Source organism: Shewanella sp. 10N.286.51.B8 (genome assembly GCF_041469325.1).
GTDB lineage: Bacteria > Pseudomonadota > Gammaproteobacteria > Enterobacterales > Shewanellaceae > Shewanella.
Genome location: NZ_JBFRKG010000023.1, coordinates 29,436 through 46,092, shown reverse-complemented (window position 1 = coordinate 46,092; position 16,657 = coordinate 29,436). Strand labels below are relative to the sequence as shown.

The window sequence follows — 16,657 nt, the reverse complement described above, 5'->3', positions numbered from 1 at the left end:
CATCGCTATTCTTGCTCTGGGTACCAACGATCTAACAGGTCTTTTGAACGTTTTAGCTCATTGGTCCAGGTGTCTGCGCCAACAACCGTAGGCTTAAGCATAATGATAAGCTCGGTTTTTTTGGTTGATTTACTGCGGTTGGTAAATGCTTCCCCTAAGAAAGGAATATCACCCAGTAGCGGCACTCTAGAGACAATTTCAATATTCTCGCTCTTCATTAGGCCACCGATCACCACCACATCACCTGATGACGCTTTTATCACAGTGTCAGATTCACGGATTTCACTTTGCGCTAATGGCAGCTCTAATGATGAGCCACTCACTTTAATTTCTTTGATTTGCTCAGACACATCAATCACTGATGGATGAACATGCAACAAGACATTGCCTTCACCATCAATTTGCGGGGTCACATCTAAGGCTATCCCCGAAAAGAATGGCGTGAGTTCAACTTGCGGCGTGGTCACTGGCGTTGTTCCTGCAACCGTGGTTGATGATACGTCAGTAACAAAGTACTCATCATTACCCACTTTGATCACTGCTTTTTGGTTGTTAGATGCGGTCACCCGAGGGCTTGAAAGTACATCTACATCCCCTTGGGTATCCAGCAGGCTTATCATGGTGCTAAAGTCGGTACCGGTTAAGCTGACAGAGGTCACCCCACCTATCACATTAGTAATTTGATCGCTTAAGCCATTACCCGGTGAAGTGCCAAAACTAATGTCTGTGCTACCTGCATGGCCTAATACGTTATCCCATTGAATACCTTGCTGATAACCATCAGATAAGGTCACTTCTAAAATCTTGGCTTCCAGAATAACCTGACGCTGTAAGTGGGTTTCTGCAATATTTAAAAAGGTGCTGACTTGGCGTAGCTCGTTTGGAAAAGCCCTCACAGTTACTAAGCCAGCTTGAGGGGTAATCACCACTTGGCGTCCACCACCGGTATCGCCAATAATTGATACTAAGGTTTTTTCTAGCTCACCCCAAAAATTTGACTTGGTGGTCGAGCGAATAAAGGTGCCGTTGGTATTATCGTTACCATCGTTATTGCTATTATTACTGCTGTTATTTGAGCTATTGCTATTACTGTTATTTGAACTATTGCTGTTTGAATTAGAGTTTGAGTTGTCATTACTATCTGAGATACGGCCAGAACTGACAGAGGTTAGTGATAAGCCTTCACGTTCCATATAAATATAATTTAACGGATAGGTTTCAGTGCGCATGCCCGCTGGGAAGATCCGTAAAATACGGCCATCTTGGCTAACTTCATAACCATAAATGTCTTCAATCACTTTAATCACTTCAGAAAGCGTCACGCCATTGAGCGATACAGAAATAGAGCCCGTCACATCAGGATGCACCGCCACACTTAAAGGGGTGCCTTGGACTAAACTTGGGAAAAACACTTTTGCATCAACATCGTTAGCAGACACATCAAAGCGGCGCTCAGTCGGTAAAGATGCACTGGTTCTGCCAAGGGAACTTGAACCATTTAATTCACGCTGCACATCTTCAGGCATTTGCGCTGGCGGCGGGACAATATTTTGCGCCGCTTGTGCTTGCTCAAGAGATTGACTCAGCTCACTTTTAGACGTGGTTGGATCGGGTCTGTCTGTGGTTTGACAACCTAGCAAACATAGAGATAGCAGAGGGGTTATATACTTAATTACATTCATTGTTATTGATTTCCTATCGCTCTGTTATCGATTGAAATAGCGTTAATTTTCTGCCATCAGCTAAATTAACGTATTGCTTTCCAATATATTCAATTCGTACCCCTTCGACGCGATCACCAACAAAAAATATTTTGTTGTTAATCACCGCATGGGGTTTATTACTATGCATTATGCTATTAAGTACTAATGAGCCCGGACGATTAACTTGAGTCGATGACACTGCGTAGCCTTTGCCTGGTAGTGTCGGATCTCTCAATGCTTTTGCAAAACTTAAGCTACTGAATAGCAGAAAGCTTAGGCTGATAGCACAGGTGATTATGAGTATCTGCTTATTGTGCAACACTAATAAACTCCTTATTAATACTTAAGGTATAAAGCTCTATTTCTACTGTGGCATTGGGGTGTTGCTCAACATGGTAATCGAGACGCTTCCAATATAATTTGTCTGGCATCGCTTCAATGGACTGAATAAATTTTAAAATAGCAAAATAGCGCCCTTCTAAGGTCAAGCGAATACCATGGCTATATAAGTTCATTTTGTCTTCTTCGCCCACCTCAATAAGTGGCTGCGGGGCGATAGAGGAAAATGACACTAACTTCACATCGTTAATATTACCCAGCAAAGTGGTTAATACTGTCGGCATATAATTGGCTGGCACCATGGAGATCATCTGGCTTTCTAAATTGGCATCCATCTGCTGATTTTGCTGCTCAATCATGGTCAATCTATTGCGATAATCGCTATTAGGATCCATGGCTAATCGCTGCTGATAAAGCGCAATTTGTTGCTCTGAAATATCATTTTCAGATTCAATTTGCGTGACTTGATGTGACAGCTTTAATCTTTCTTTCCAGATAGTTTCAACCGGAATATAAAGCAGCATTGCGACAACAATTATGCTGGCAAGGGCAATCAATACTCTTTCGCGCTGACTAAGCTCATTAAACTGAGTGGCGAGTTTTTGCCATGTTTGCTTCATTGCTTCGCCCCCTGTTCAGCAGTGCTCGCCAACTTAAACGCCAAAGGCTGGTTTTCGCCTCTATCCATTGTCATGGTGGCAAAGGCATAACCTTTAAGAGTTTCAGTGGTTTTTAATCGCTCAACCCATAGCGGAATGCTCTGGGGGTGAGAGCCAAAACCTTCAAATTCAAAATATTGCTGATTAATCACGATACGGTTTAGCCACACAGAACTATCAGATACAGAGGCAAGATCGGTGAGCAGGCCTGCGTAGCCATGACTTATCATGTTATCTCGTTGTTTTATTTCATCTGATAATAATTGCTTTAACTCTAGACGTTGCTGCTCAAGCTCGACTTTAGCAACTAAATCCGCATCCGGTTGACGGGTGGATAATTGCAGCTCTAACGCCGCTTTTTGGTTGTCTAATTGCAACTTTTGCTTTGATAATGCGCCGTGCTGACTGGCAAGAGTCGACTCCAACCAAAAACCAACACCCCAGGCGATAAGGCTGAGCACAACTACGGCGGCAACCGCCAGCATCATGCGCTCAAAAGATAGCCTTAACTTGGCGGGCAATAAGTCTACGCTAAACAGGTTAACCGTGGTTTTGATCACTTAACACCTCCAGCGAGTTGCGCATATGCCATGGCGGCAAAATGACCATTTACTGAGTCGTGTGAGATCACACTGACCGTTTGATTAAAGTTTTGTGCAACCAAAGGCACCAAGGCTTGGGATTCACCACTGATAAGTAAATTAATCGAATGAACTGGCGCTTGGCGTAATTGGCTCTCGAAGTAATCCATTGAGCGTTGGATTTCTAAACTCAAATTATCGGCTAATCCATATTGTAAGTCTTGGGCACTGGCGCTATCTATTTGACTGAAACCGCGCACTCGGCGCTGCATTAATAGCTCGCCTTGCTTAACCACGGTTAATAGCAACTCTTGCCCTGATACATGACTAACAATCATGTGGGCTGACTCATCGTCAAATAAGTGGGTCATGGCAAGTTCTTCAATGCTGATGCCGCTAATGACAAAACCATGATGCTCACAAGCTTGTGCCAATTGTGACAGCTGCGCTTTATTAGCTACCACCACATTAATTTTTCCGGATGTATTTAATGAAGACTCAAAGTAATCTAATTGAATGTTGCCAACAGGCTCTGAAACTAAATCTTTAACCGACCACAATAGCGCCTGAGTTAACTCTTGTGCTTGTACATTGGGTTTGTCGGCAGTGACTAACTGATAAAAGGCTTCGCTCAAAACAATTTGAAGCTTAGCTGCACCAAATTCTTGCTGTAGCATTTCAAAGGCTTTTGAGTAATTATCGCCATTAAAAGCGATTTGATGAATAACACTGTTTTTAGCCGAGTTTACAAAGGGTTTTGTTTTTGAATCAGTTTGTTGTTCAGCATTGCTGACAATATTAGTCTGAAAAACTGAAATCGTATCCGCGCCAAGGTATAAGCCTAACTCTGTAGTAGGCTGAGGCTTGCGCCAAAAAGCTAATGTGTTCAAAAAACCATTTTTCATTCAAAACCCTGTGCTTCAATGACTCGCAAATGTAATGACATAGAAAAGCAACTCTACGCAGCCAAAATCAAACCAATTATACAACATCAAAATAGCGCACTTACCGAGATGTCATAACGACTATAGCCAACTAAGACTAAAAAAGTGTCAAAAAAATAACGCCTGTCATTTTAACCTTTAGTCCCTTAATTTTATAGGGGAATATTTGGCTAATTTTCCATTATACATAAGATAGGTTGTTAAACGAAGATACACAAGTTTCACACTTGTTCATCAAACATGCTATCACTGTTAAATGTGCTAAAATCTGCTGAGTAAATGGCCAAAATCTATCATTGCTCCCAGAACGGCTACCGATAACGACCCACTATGAGTCGTTACTGATACAGTAAGATACAATTATTGTACCAATTTATAGCAAAACGCTTTTAAGCTAGCCCAAACAAGGTCAATACTAATGGTTAAAAAAGTCACCTTGGGCGGCACTAACACCGAGAATTTTTAAAGTTTGCCACTCTTCAAAACTGCTGACACCTTCAGCAAATACCTGCACTTCAGCGCGATATAAGCCACCAATTAAGCTACGAATAAACAATTGGTTTTCTGACTTTAAATGGATTTGGTGAATAATAGAGCGATGCAATTTTACTAAGTCAAAATGACACTCTTGAATATAGTGAGTGCCCACAACTTGCAAGCCCACATGGTCAACACACAACCTGGCTCCTATTTTGCGAAGCATTTCGAGCGTGGCTACCAAGTCTTGTTGATGTTTGACCACAATATTTTCAGCCACTTCAAAAGTAAGCCTTGATGCTAAAGGGCGATGCTCAAGTAATGTGGTTTGTAGCCAGCGCGTAAAAGCGCGACTGGTTAGCGAATCGAGGCTTAAATTAACACTAAAATGCTGTTGGTTATTAGCCATTAGCTCGAACAATACAGTTTCAATTAATTGCCGCTCAATTTGCGGCATCAAGCCACATTTGTTGGCCATAGGTATAAATAACGTCGCCCTAACCTCATTACCTTGATTATCAATAGCCCGGCTAAAGACTTCCTGATGACAAGTTGCGCCATCGCTATCAATCACTTTTTTAGTAACAGTCACAAAGCGGCGGTTAACTAAGGTGCTTTCTAAGAAACTGCGCCAACGCACCGATCCTTTGGCGATCTCTTTATCCACAGCGCCTTTGTCATACATAAACCAGTTATTATTTCGTTGCAATTGCGCTGCTTTCAAGGCCATTTCAACTTCTTCAACGATCTGCTGCTGCTGATCGCCAGCCTTATAAAAGGCCGCCCCCAAATGAATATAGTTATCTTGAGAGTCAGACTGATTTTGTAATTGGCTAATGCCAATTTTAAGCAGTTTGCCGGCTAAACTGTCCGCTTCAGCAAGGGAAAGTTGCGGCGCTACCACGACAAATTGATTAAAACTGTAGCGAGCAAAAATGGACTCTTCAAATCTCACCAGCAACCTTTGTACAGCTTGCACTAAGTCATTAAGCTGCTCATTCACTTCTTCAACACCATGTTGTTGCTGCAATAAATCTAAGTCGTCAAAGTTCATCAGCACCACTACTCCATGAGCAATCATGGTTTCTTGGTGCGTTAACGCCTCCAAACGGTTTTCAAAAAATATGCGGTTACCAATGCGGGTGCTGGGATCCAAAAAGGTATTCGAGCGAATAAACTGATCAAAACGGCCACGCTCTTTTTGGGCATCTTGCAGTTGCACAAGTAACTTTGTCATGGCACGGTTAATCAGTCGTGGTCTGGCCTTAGCCGCATATTGCAATGCTTGTTGATGCTCTCCATCCAAAATCAAATGACTACGCTGAGCAATATGTTCAATGCCGTCTAACTCTTCAGTAAACCAGCGCAATCCAAAACGGACAAACAGTCCAATGGCGCTTAAAGCAATAAACAAGCTGATATATTCATACCACCCCAATTGTTGTACTAGATAAGGCTGAGGCAAATTTAGCTCCATCGCTAAATTAGACGACTTATCAAGCGTATGCTTATATAGAGTGGGATATTGATCTGCCGTAGGGGAGTAATACTCAAATAAAATATCATCACCACGGGTCAACTTAAATGAATTGGCGTTAAAAGCCATCAGCATAGGCGGTAGCCATGCATGTAAATCCCACTGATACTTGGGTTGGCTCTTGGATTGGTTTGCGGATTGGCTCTTAGATTGATAGTGTTCAACTAACATCAACCCTAACTTATCGACTTTTTGCTGCTGAAATTTATAGGTCAGTTGCGTGAAACTGACCATAGCACCCACCAAAAAAATAAAGCCCACAGCCGTGAGCGATAACAGCCAAAAACTGATCAGCTTTTTGGTTAGCATTTTCGTTAATTTCATTTATCAGCATCCTGCTTAAACACAGCACTCAAGGGGAATTAGTTATTGTTATTTTATTGCGAGTACATTTTTATTATTAGAGAAATAGTTTAGAAAAATAATATTAAAATCACATGTTCAGTTTATGCTAAACGCGTTTACTTTATACTAATAGTCTCGCCTTATATTGAACGCGTCATACTATCACTTGTTTAATAAAAAAATGCTGTCGCAGTTTTAAAAAAGTGAGCTTAGGCTTAATAATCTTATTTAGCTATATTATCTGCTGCAATCTTGCAAAAATAATAGTGACATTTACTCAGCATCATTTAATTATAGCAGTCAAACTCGTTTATTATTAACGCCATTTTCAGCCAATAAAAAAGGGGCTAATGCCCCTTCTAACTAAGGTGAATATCTAACCATTAATAGATTAATAGTCAGTGGGTACCTTATCTAATACCGCGACACCTGAATCAATGGCCGCCTGAGATACCGCACTGGCGATATTTTTCAATAAACGAGGGTCCATTGGCTTAGGCAGCACGTACTCTGGGCCAAAGCTTAATGAATTAACATGTGGGTAGGCTGCTAATACTTCTGCGGGAACCGGTTCTTTAGCAATTGCCGCTAACGCTTTAACTGCAGCAATTTTCATTTCATCATTAATGACACTGGCTCGAACGTCTAATGCGCCCCTGAAAATGAAAGGAAAACACAATACGTTATTCACTTGGTTTGGGTAATCACTACGGCCGGTACCCATAATCAAATCTTGACGGATTGAGTGAGCCAACTCAGGTTTAATTTCAGGATCTGGGTTTGAACAAGCAAAAATAACCGGTTTTGGTGCCATTAGCGCAATGTCATCAGCAGTTAATAAATCAGCGCCAGAAAGCCCCAAGAATACGTCGGCATCCTTAATCACATCTTGTAAGGTACGCTTGTCTGTGTTGTTAGCAAACAAGGCTTTGTATTCGTTAATGTCTTCACGGCGAGTATGGATTACGCCTTGTCTGTCGAGCATGTAAACATTTTCACGCTGAGCGCCACACTTAACAATCATGGTCATACAAGCAATAGCCGCAGCACCTGCACCTAAACAAACAAATACTGCGTCTTCAATTTTTTTGCCTTGAATTTCAAGTGCGTTCAACATGCCTGCTGCAGTTACGATAGCCGTACCATGTTGATCATCATGAAACACAGGCACATTACAACGGGCAATAAGCTCTCTTTCAATTTCAAAACACTCAGGCGCTTTGATATCTTCTAAATTAATGCCGCCAAAGGTATCTGCAATCGACTCAACCGTATTAATAAAATCTGCCGTAGTTCTGTGCTTCACTTCAATATCAACTGAATCAATATTGGCGAAACGCTTAAACAGTAATGCCTTACCTTCCATTACAGGTTTTGATGCTAATGGGCCTAAGTTACCTAAGCCTAAAATTGCCGTACCGTTAGAAATCACCGCAACGGTATTACCTTTATTAGTATAACGATATGCGTCATCAGGGTTTGCCGCAATTTCTCTTACCGGCTCTGCCACACCAGGACTGTATGCCAGCGACAGATCATGACTGGTTTGCGCTGGTTTAGTGAGGGTTACAGCAGTTTTACCTGCAACTGGGAATTCATGGTAATCGAGAGCTTGTTGGCGAAAATCTGGCATTGTATTTTCCTGAGTGAGGCAAGTGATACGGCGAAGTAAAAGTAATTCTGCGAAAACGAGGCCAGTTAAAAATAACTTGAGATCAAACTAATCCGTCAGCGATCGCTTTCTGCTGGGATTATAAATCAAAAAATAACAAAAGTTACCTTTAATAATTAGAATTTGGTCAAGTTATATTTTTTAATCAAAAAATTAACCATCACATTAAGAATCAAGGACTTAAAAATGTAGAAAAATAACAAGATTTGCTAATAAAAACCGTAAAATGCTACTTAAACTTGTCAAAAGTTTGTCTAAATAACAATATTATTATCTCAGTTGAGTTTATATAATTTATAACCAAAAACTTTATTCAGCTGAAAATAAATTTGTGTAAAAAGTGACAGCTACAAAAAAAGACGCCGAAGCGTCTTTTTCTTAAAATAATTGCAAGAGCAATTATTTTTTACCAAGTGCACCAAAGCGCTTGTTGAATTTGTCGATACGACCACCAGTGTCTACAACTTTCTGAGTACCAGTGTAGAATGGGTGACATGCGCCACATACGTCCAAGTGCAAGTTTTTACCAGCAGTTGAATTTACTTTAATGATGTTACCACAAGTACAAGTTGCAGTAATTTCAGCGTAGTCTGGGTGGATACCTGTTTTCATTTGGATTACCTTTTAATAGAGGCCACGTCGCTCTCCCAACCCGAAGTTGAGCACCACATGCGTTAATAACAATAGTGTTTTAGGCGCGCAATAGTACAGTATGTGTCCAGACCAAACAAGTGCTATTTATTGGCTACGGTGTTTAGCTTCTATCGACTCAAATTCAAGCTTCGCATCAGCCTTTGTTATATATTGATTCAACTGAACTTTTGTCGGGCATCGCAATGGCACATCTTGTTTGATTAAGTGAATTTTCTGCTGAGAAAACGCCTGAGGATTGGCCTCATAAAGCGCTAACATCGCCCCATAAACATGGGTATTCCACGATGTAGCATAACGTGACGCAATCCCCCATAAGGTCTCAGTGTTATTACGCTCAACCATACAAGCTTGACTGTTATTACTGTTATTACTCGCCGTTACAATAATAGGATCCTTTTCGGCTGGTGTTGCAGCTAACGGGACTTTTTTGAGTGCTTTAGCGGCATCGATTTTAATATCACTGCGACCATTTGGCTTTATGTAAGGGGCATCAAATACCGACAATACCGCATACTGCTGCCAGCTATTGCCCTTATATTCACTGACAATCAGCTTAGCATTAGGGTCACTGACATCATCAACACCTATGGCATAGAGCATAAAGCGACTCACAGGTTGCAGCATTAACTCCTCAACAACCTCATTTGCTCCAACGGTTTGACGTAAGTGAAAACTCAGCCGTGAAAGATCATCGTTAGCGGCCACAATATTAAGCTTTAATTGCGGATGCTGATCTAGCTTAAAATGGCGGCTATTGATACTGATATGACTCAGCGCTGCTTGGGCACTAAACGAAAATAAAAACACAGACAGTGCTAGGGTATGTTTGCTAAATAATCCTTTTAACATCAATTTTCTCTTATCCTATTTATTTACGGTCTAGCTGGAGTAAACTAGAGCTTCACAATTCTGAATGATGATGACTTATGCCTGTGTTTGTTGAGGTTGCATTGCCCGTTCCCATGCGGCAAACCTTTAGTTACCAAATCCCTGAAGCCAACGTAGCACAAATAAAGCTTGGACTGCGGGTAAAAGTGCCTTTTGGTCGACAGCAACTAATTGGGCTTATTACTGCCATTAAAGATGACTGCGACGTGCCAGCAAACAAGATTAAAGCTATCACTGAACTGCTGGATGATAAACCGTTACTGCCTGAAAGTTTGTACAAATTAACACTTTGGGCGGCAAGATATTACTTTGCCAGCCAAGGGCAAATGCTCAGCCAAGCCTTACCGGTTGCCCTGCGTAAAGGGTCAAGTGCTCAACCGCAGACTGTGACTGTATTTGCGTTAAACGAGCAAGGCAAGCAAGTCGATATCAGCGTGCTCAAAAGAGCGCCAGCACAAAAGAAATTATTCGAATTACTGCAGCAGTCGGCCATCAGCCAAGATGAATTTACCACCCAAGAGCTCAGTAAAGTGGCCTTAAAAGCCCTTGAAGATAAAGGCTGGGTTGAGCGCCAACACATCACCAATGCCGCCGACTTAAGCTGGCGTCAACAATTGGTCATGACAGAAACCCCACTTAAACTTAATAAACAGCAAGCAGTGGCAGTATCTATCCTTAATCAGCAGCAAGGGTTTCATTGCAGTTTATTAGAGGGCATTACTGGATCTGGTAAAACCGAAGTCTATTTGTCAGTATTAGAAACTATCCTAAAGCAAGGTAAACAAGCGCTGATTTTGGTGCCTGAAATAGGCTTAACACCGCAAACCATTAACCGCTTTAAGCGCCGATTTGATGTCAATATTGCCGTTATTCACTCCGCATTAACTGACAACCAGCGTTTAGAGGCTTGGCGTCAGGCCCGTAGCGGTGAAGCCGCGATTATTATCGGCACTCGCTCGGCATTATTTACCCCAATGGCATATCCGGGGCTTATCATTCTTGATGAAGAACATGACAGCAGCTTTAAGCAGCAAGAAGGGGTGCGTTATCACGCCCGCGATTTAGCTGTTATGCGCGGCCACTTAGAAGATATTCAAGTGATTTTAGGTTCGGCAACGCCATCGCTAGAATCGCTACAGAATGCCATTTCAGGCCGTTATGCCCACTTAGAACTCGGCGAACGCGCAGGTGCAGCCCAAAAAGTGAAGCAAGGAATTATCGATATTCGCTCCCATCCGCTTAAGGCCGGCATGAGCGCCTCAATGATCAATGAAATGCGTATGCACCTAGATGCGGGCAACCAAGTATTACTATTTCTAAACCGCCGTGGCTTTTCGCCAGCCCTACTTTGTCATGAGTGCGGACATTTGCATGAATGCGATCGCTGCGATGCCTTTTTTACTGTTCATCAAGGTTTAAATGAAATCTGCTGTCACCATTGTGGCAATCAATATGCTATTCCTCATCAATGCCATGAGTGCGGCAGCACCATGTTAATGGGCCATGGCACCGGCACAGAGCAATTGGCACAAGCCTTAGCACAAGAGTTTCCCCAATATCCGGTAGTGAGGATCGATCGTGACACCACCCGCAGAAAAGGCTCATTAGAAAAACAGCTCAACGGCATTTTAAAAGGTGAATATAAAATTTTAGTGGGCACCCAAATGCTAGCTAAAGGGCATCATTTTCCAGATGTGACTTTAGTGGGATTAATGGATGTCGATGGCGCTTTATTCAGCGCTGACTTTCGAGCCCCAGAGCGCTTTGCGCAGCTTTATACCCAGGTTTCAGGCCGCGCCGGCCGTGCTGATAAGCCCGGTAAAGTATTACTACAAACCCATCAAAGTGATAACCCCATATTAAGGGATTTACTGCAGCACGGTTATGGTAAGTTTGCCCGCGGGCAATTACTTGAGCGCCAACAAGCCCTGTTACCACCCGCTTGGCACATGGTGCTGCTTAGAGCCGATGCCCATTTAGCAGAAGATGCCGATAGCTTTCTCAATCAGGTGGCCAGCTTATTACCCCAAGATAAAGAGTTTGAAGTCATTGGCCCAATGCCTGCTCCATTGGATCGTAAAGCGGGCAAATACCGCCGCCAGTTATTATTCCAAGCTAAAAATAGACAACGATTACAACAGGTTTTTGAGCAAGTATTGCCAACCATTGAGGCATTGCCTGAAAGTAAAAAATGCCGTTGGAGCATTGACCGCGACCCGCAAGATTTAATGTAATCAGCTTGGCTTATTCTGCTATAAAATTCGCTTTGCTGAAATTTAAAAAAAATCTCGAATAAAAACACTATCGAGATAGCATTCGAGTATCAAAAGCGGCTAAAATAGTCGGTTACTCCTGTCTTTTACTTTAAGTTAGTGCTGATAAACGCCCATGAAATCACATATTGCATCTTTACTAGAACAAACCGTCGACTCTTTTAAGCAACAAGGCATTGTCCCAGCTGATTTTCAGGCTCGCATTCAAGTTGAGCGCACTAAAGATAAAACTCATGGTGATTTAGCCACTAACTTAGCGATGATGCTAACCAAAGTTGCTAAAAAGAACCCGCGCGATATCGCTCAGCTAATCATCGACAACCTACCGGCATCTAGCCATGTGGCTAAAGTTGAAATTGCAGGCCCTGGTTTCATCAACTTCTTTATTGATGAAAATGCCTTAGCGAATCAACTGCAAGATGCATTAAACTGTGAGCATTTAGGGATCACCTTACCTGAATCACAAACCATTGTAGTTGATTACTCATCACCAAACCTTGCCAAAGAAATGCACGTAGGTCATCTACGTTCAACCATTATTGGTGACAGTGTAGTGCGCGCACTAGAATTTTTAGGCCATAAGGTCATTCGTCAAAACCATGTGGGTGACTGGGGCACTCAGTTCGGCATGTTACTGGCATATATGGAAGAGCTTCGCGCAGCTCATGGCGAACAAGCTGATCTTGAGCTATCTGATTTAGAAACCTTCTACCGTGAAGCAAAAGTACGTTTTGATGAATCAAGCGACTTTGCTACCCGCGCCCGTAACTTAGTCGTATCACTGCAATCAGGTGATGAATACTGCAACAAACTGTGGCGTGAATTTAATGATATTTCGTTAGCCCATTGTCATGAGGTATACAAACGTCTTGGGGTGACCTTAACCCGTGAAGATGTTCATGGCGAAAGTGCTTACAACGATGATTTAGCCCAAGTGGTTACAGACTTAGCAGCTAAAGGATTATTAAGCGAAAGTAATGGCGCTAAAGTGGTATTCCAAGAAGAGTTTCGCACCAAAGAAGGCGAGCCTCTACCGGTTATTATTCAAAAAGCAGATGGCGGTTATTTATATGCCACCTCTGATTTAGCGGCAATGCGTTACCGCTCAAATGTATTAAAAGCCGATCGCGCCCTGTACTTTGTCGACTTGCGCCAGGCACTGCATTTCCAACAAGTATTCAAACTGGCTAAAACTGCCGGTTTCGTCCGTGAAGGTTTATCGCTAGAGCACACAGGTTTCGGCACCATGAATGGCCCTGATGGTCGTCCATTTAAAACCCGTAGTGGTGGCGTCGTTAAGTTAGTGGATTTGCTAGATGAAGCAAACACTCGCGCCGTTGAATTAGTGCGTAGCAAAAACCCTGATATGGACGAAGAGACACTCCTTGAAGTGGCTCGCGTTGTGGGTATTAGCTCAGTTAAATATGCTGACCTTTCAAAAAACCGCGCCAGCGATTATATCTTTAGCTTTGAGCAAATGCTCAGCTTTGAAGGTAATACCGCTCCGTACCTACTTTATGCTTACACCCGTGTTGCAGGCATCTTTAAACGTGCAGCAGATGTTGACTTAAGTCAGGCTAAAATCGTGCTTGAACACGATAAAGAAAAGCAACTCGGCACTAAGCTTGCTCAGTTTGGCGAAGTATTAACTCGCATGACAGAAAAAGGCTTGCCACATGTTATGTGTGCCTATGTTTATGAGCTAGCCAGTGAATTCTCAAGTTTTTATGAAGCTTGCCCTGTGCTTGCCGCTGAAACTGAAGCGCAAAAACAAAGCCGTTTATTATTGGCGCAGTTAACTTCAAAAACCTTAAAAACCGGTTTGTCGCTGTTAGGCATCGAAACCTTAGAGCGTATGTAAATGAGCCGAGATTACGCTAATAAAAAGCCTAGTCCCAAAAAACGTTCGGCATCTAAAAAGAGAGGCGCAGCTCAGCAAAAGCGCTCTATTCCTTATTTGCCGACCTTGGTGGTCATTTTACTGTTAGGCGGTTTTGGTTATTTCTTGTGGTTTATCAGTGGTAGTTCTGATGATGCTACGCCTGAGTCAGCACCAGCAAGCCAAGTGGTTGAAAAGCCAACGCCAAAACCTGCGAAAAAAGACCCTAATGCCCTGCCGCCAAAGCCAACGGAGCAGTGGACTTATTTGGAAGAGCTAGAAAATAAAAGTATTGATATTGAAGTGCCAGAAGGTGCGATGAAGTCTCAAGGCCCTTACCAAATGCAATGCGCCTCATTTAGAAAGCTTGCTCAGGCTGAAGAAATGAAAGCCGTGATTGCCTTTCAAGGTCTAGAAGCCCAAGTGAGAGCGACCCAAGGCACGACTGGCGTGTGGCATAAAGTGATCTTAGGGCCATTTGAGTCAAAACGTGCCGCAGAGCGTGCCAGACATAAATTGCAGCGTGCTAGCATTAATGGCTGCCAAATTTGGCTATGGGAATACTAAACTTAGCGAAGTGAGAGTTCAGCCTCAGTAGCCAAGAACTTATAAACAACTCAAAAAAGACGCTAACATTGTTAGCGTCTTTTTTATTCCCTTGAATTTCTATTAACCACCCCCATATCTAGTTTATCAACCAGCAGCAGACTATTTTACGCTGCAGTCGTTAAGAGGATTTACCGTGACTACTATCGTTTCCGTTCGCCGCAATAATCAAGTTGTCATCGCAGGTGATGGCCAAGTATCCCTTGGCAATACCGTCATGAAAGGCAATGCACGTAAGGTGCGTCGCTTATACCAAAATAAAGTTATCGCAGGTTTTGCTGGCGGCACAGCCGATGCATTTACTCTTTTTGAGCGTTTTGAAACCAAGCTCGAAATGCATCAAGGCCATTTATTAAAATCAGCCGTTGAACTCGCCAAAGATTGGCGCACCGACAAAATGCTCCGCAACCTTGAAGCCATGCTTATTGTCGCCGACACCAAAGAATCATTAATCATTACCGGTAACGGCGATGTGGTTCAGCCTGAGCATGACCTAATTGCAATTGGTTCTGGTGGCAACTATGCCCACGCTTCTGCGCTAGCCTTATTACAAAATACCGATTTAAGTGCCCGTGACATTGCAGAAAAATCATTAACGATTGCCGGTGATATATGTGTATTCACCAACCAACATAAAACCGTTGAGCAAATCGACTACTAAATTAGCACGTAAGGAATTATCTATGTCTGAAATGACCCCACGCGAGATTGTCCATGAGCTAGACTCGCACATCATTGGTCAAAAAAATGCTAAACGTTCTGTAGCCGTTGCGCTTCGTAACCGTTGGAGACGCATGCAACTTGAAGCCTCATTTCGCCAAGAAGTGACGCCAAAGAACATTTTAATGATTGGCCCAACCGGTGTCGGTAAAACTGAAATTGCCCGCCGTTTAGCAAAACTAGCTAATGCGCCTTTCATTAAAGTAGAAGCCACTAAATTCACTGAAGTGGGTTATGTCGGTAAAGAAGTTGAGCAAATCATCCGTGATTTAACTGACTCAGCCGTGAAAATGACCCGCGAACAGCAAATGAAAAAAGGCCGTCATCGCGCTGAAGAGCTTGCAGAAGAGCGCATCCTTGATGCTCTATTGCCTAAGCCAAAAGAAGACTGGGATACTGAAAAGAAAGATGATTCAAATACCCGTCAAATCTTCCGTAAGAAATTACGTGAAGGCCAGCTAGACGATAAAGAAATTGATATCGACTTAGCCGCGCCGCAAGTGGGTGTTGAGATCATGTCACCTCCAGGCATGGAAGAGATGACTAATCAGCTTCAAAGTATGTTCCAAAACATGGGGCAAACTAAAGAAAACCGTAAAAAGGTTAAAATTAAAGAAGCCTTCAAGCTGCTTATCGAAGAAGAAGCTGCAAAACTTGTCAATCAAGAAGACATGAAAGAGCAAGCTATCGACTTGGTAGAGCAAAACGGTATCGTATTTTTAGATGAAATCGACAAGATTTGTAAGCGCGGCGAAAGCTCAGGCCCTGACGTATCACGTGAAGGGGTTCAACGTGACTTACTGCCATTAATCGAAGGTTGTACTGTGACCACTAAACACGGCATGGTCAAAACCGACCACATCTTGTTTATCGCCTCAGGTGCATTCCAGATGTCTAAGCCATCGGATTTAATCCCAGAGCTTCAAGGTCGTTTACCAATCCGTGTTGAGCTAAGTGCACTCACCGCTGATGACTTTAAACGCATCCTAACGGAACCACATGCATCATTAACTGAGCAATATGTGGCGTTAATGGGTACTGAAGGCGTGACCGTTGAGTTTAGCGAATGTGGTATTGAACGCATTGCAAAAGCCGCTTGGCAAGTCAACGAGACCACTGAAAACATCGGTGCTCGTCGCCTGCATACTGTGATGGAAAAGCTGATGGAAGAGATCTCTTACGACGCTTCTGAAAAATCAGGTAGCACCTTTGTGATTGATGCAGATTATGTCAATGATCACTTAGATGCCCTAGTAGAAGATGAAGACTTAAGTCGCTTTATTTTGTAGTATTTGCTTAAGCTTATCTCAACCTAGCTGTGATCTATTACTAATTTAGCCTCACAGATATTAGGAAATTAAAGGTGATTAGTGCCACAAT

14 protein-coding genes are annotated in these 16,657 nt (G+C 42.6%); 5 read left to right on the top strand and 9 right to left on the bottom strand.

Annotated elements, in window-relative coordinates; all coding sequences use genetic code 11:
- Window positions 1-5: 5 nt before the first annotated feature.
- The 9 genes from mshL to AB4160_RS09355 all read right to left on the bottom strand — a co-directional run bounded on the left by mshL (window position 6) and on the right by AB4160_RS09355 (window position 9,760).
- A complete protein-coding gene (gene mshL, locus AB4160_RS09395) occupies window positions 6-1,682 on the bottom strand; it encodes a pilus (MSHA type) biogenesis protein MshL (protein WP_102440010.1) in 1,677 nt (558 codons plus the stop codon).
- A gap of 13 nt (window positions 1,683-1,695) precedes the next feature.
- The gene (locus AB4160_RS09390; protein WP_372001113.1) at window positions 1,696-2,025 is read right to left on the bottom strand and encodes an MSHA biogenesis protein MshK; all 330 of its coding nucleotides are present in this window, start codon (window positions 2,023-2,025) and stop codon (window positions 1,696-1,698) included.
- Window positions 2,012-2,662, bottom strand: coding sequence for an MSHA biogenesis protein MshJ (locus tag AB4160_RS09385; protein WP_102440011.1), 651 nt, complete (start codon window positions 2,660-2,662; stop codon window positions 2,012-2,014). Before AB4160_RS09385 ends, AB4160_RS09390 begins: the two co-directional genes overlap by 14 nt.
- On the bottom strand, window positions 2,659-3,261 hold the full coding sequence (locus tag AB4160_RS09380; RefSeq protein ID WP_102475449.1) for a fimbrial assembly protein: 603 nt from the start codon (window positions 3,259-3,261) through the stop codon (window positions 2,659-2,661). The genes AB4160_RS09385 and AB4160_RS09380 overlap by 4 nt, the downstream gene beginning before the upstream one ends.
- Complete coding sequence (locus AB4160_RS09375; RefSeq protein WP_372004336.1) at window positions 3,258-4,187, bottom strand: MSHA biogenesis protein MshI; 930 nt, start codon at window positions 4,185-4,187, stop codon at window positions 3,258-3,260. The genes AB4160_RS09380 and AB4160_RS09375 overlap by 4 nt, the downstream gene beginning before the upstream one ends.
- 454 nt (window positions 4,188-4,641) lie before the next feature.
- The gene (gene csrD, locus AB4160_RS09370) at window positions 4,642-6,564 is read right to left on the bottom strand and encodes an RNase E specificity factor CsrD (protein ID WP_102440014.1); all 1,923 of its coding nucleotides are present in this window, start codon (window positions 6,562-6,564) and stop codon (window positions 4,642-4,644) included.
- A 412-nt stretch (window positions 6,565-6,976) separates the two neighbouring features.
- Window positions 6,977-8,218 carry a malic enzyme-like NAD(P)-binding protein gene (locus tag AB4160_RS09365; protein ID WP_102440015.1) on the bottom strand — a complete coding sequence of 414 codons (1,242 nt, stop codon included), beginning with the start codon at window positions 8,216-8,218 and terminating at the stop codon, window positions 6,977-6,979.
- A 438-nt stretch (window positions 8,219-8,656) separates the two neighbouring features.
- On the bottom strand, window positions 8,657-8,869 hold the full coding sequence (gene rpmE / locus AB4160_RS09360) for a 50S ribosomal protein L31 (RefSeq protein WP_076538513.1): 213 nt from the start codon (window positions 8,867-8,869) through the stop codon (window positions 8,657-8,659).
- A gap of 126 nt (window positions 8,870-8,995) precedes the next feature.
- The gene (locus AB4160_RS09355) at window positions 8,996-9,760 is read right to left on the bottom strand and encodes a FimV/HubP family polar landmark protein (RefSeq protein ID WP_102440016.1); all 765 of its coding nucleotides are present in this window, start codon (window positions 9,758-9,760) and stop codon (window positions 8,996-8,998) included.
- 77 nt (window positions 9,761-9,837) lie between these two features.
- Here AB4160_RS09355 and priA point away from each other — a divergent pair, with 77 nt between their 5' ends.
- From priA to hslU, 5 genes are all read left to right on the top strand, one after another.
- Window positions 9,838-12,033 (top strand): primosomal protein N', encoded by a 2,196-nt coding sequence (priA, locus tag AB4160_RS09350; RefSeq protein WP_372004334.1) that lies wholly within the window; start codon window positions 9,838-9,840, stop codon window positions 12,031-12,033.
- Window positions 12,034-12,187: 154 nt separating this feature from the next.
- Window positions 12,188-13,933, top strand: coding sequence for an arginine--tRNA ligase (gene argS, locus AB4160_RS09345; protein ID WP_372004332.1), 1,746 nt, complete (start codon window positions 12,188-12,190; stop codon window positions 13,931-13,933).
- Complete coding sequence (locus AB4160_RS09340; RefSeq protein WP_102440019.1) at window positions 13,934-14,518, top strand: SPOR domain-containing protein; 585 nt, start codon at window positions 13,934-13,936, stop codon at window positions 14,516-14,518. It abuts the gene before it with no gap.
- Between the two features lie 175 nt (window positions 14,519-14,693).
- Entirely contained in the window at window positions 14,694-15,218 is a 525-nt protein-coding gene (gene hslV, locus AB4160_RS09335) for an ATP-dependent protease subunit HslV (protein WP_076538501.1), read from the top strand.
- 22 nt (window positions 15,219-15,240) lie between these two features.
- On the top strand, window positions 15,241-16,566 hold the full coding sequence (hslU, locus tag AB4160_RS09330; RefSeq protein WP_372004330.1) for an ATP-dependent protease ATPase subunit HslU: 1,326 nt from the start codon (window positions 15,241-15,243) through the stop codon (window positions 16,564-16,566).
- Window positions 16,567-16,657 lie beyond the last annotated feature (91 nt).

Bases quoted from the DNA above. Each gene is read 5' to 3' on its own strand.
- mshL (WP_102440010.1), bottom strand. From the start codon at position 1,682: ATGAATGTAATTAAGTATATAACCCCTCTGCTATCTCTATGTTTGCTA.
- AB4160_RS09385 (WP_102440011.1), bottom strand. From the start codon at position 2,662: ATGAAGCAAACATGGCAAAAACTCGCCACTCAGTTTAATGAGCTTAGT.
- AB4160_RS09375 (WP_372004336.1), bottom strand. From the start codon at position 4,187: ATGAAAAATGGTTTTTTGAACACATTAGCTTTTTGGCGCAAGCCTCAG.
- csrD (WP_102440014.1), bottom strand. From the start codon at position 6,564: ATGAAATTAACGAAAATGCTAACCAAAAAGCTGATCAGTTTTTGGCTG.
- AB4160_RS09365 (WP_102440015.1), bottom strand. From the start codon at position 8,218: ATGCCAGATTTTCGCCAACAAGCTCTCGATTACCATGAATTCCCAGTT.
- rpmE (WP_076538513.1), bottom strand. From the start codon at position 8,869: ATGAAAACAGGTATCCACCCAGACTACGCTGAAATTACTGCAACTTGT.
- AB4160_RS09355 (WP_102440016.1), bottom strand. From the start codon at position 9,760: ATGTTAAAAGGATTATTTAGCAAACATACCCTAGCACTGTCTGTGTTT.
- priA (WP_372004334.1), top strand. From the start codon at position 9,838: ATGCCTGTGTTTGTTGAGGTTGCATTGCCCGTTCCCATGCGGCAAACC.
- argS (WP_372004332.1), top strand. From the start codon at position 12,188: ATGAAATCACATATTGCATCTTTACTAGAACAAACCGTCGACTCTTTT.
- AB4160_RS09340 (WP_102440019.1), top strand. From the start codon at position 13,934: ATGAGCCGAGATTACGCTAATAAAAAGCCTAGTCCCAAAAAACGTTCG.
- hslU (WP_372004330.1), top strand. From the start codon at position 15,241: ATGTCTGAAATGACCCCACGCGAGATTGTCCATGAGCTAGACTCGCAC.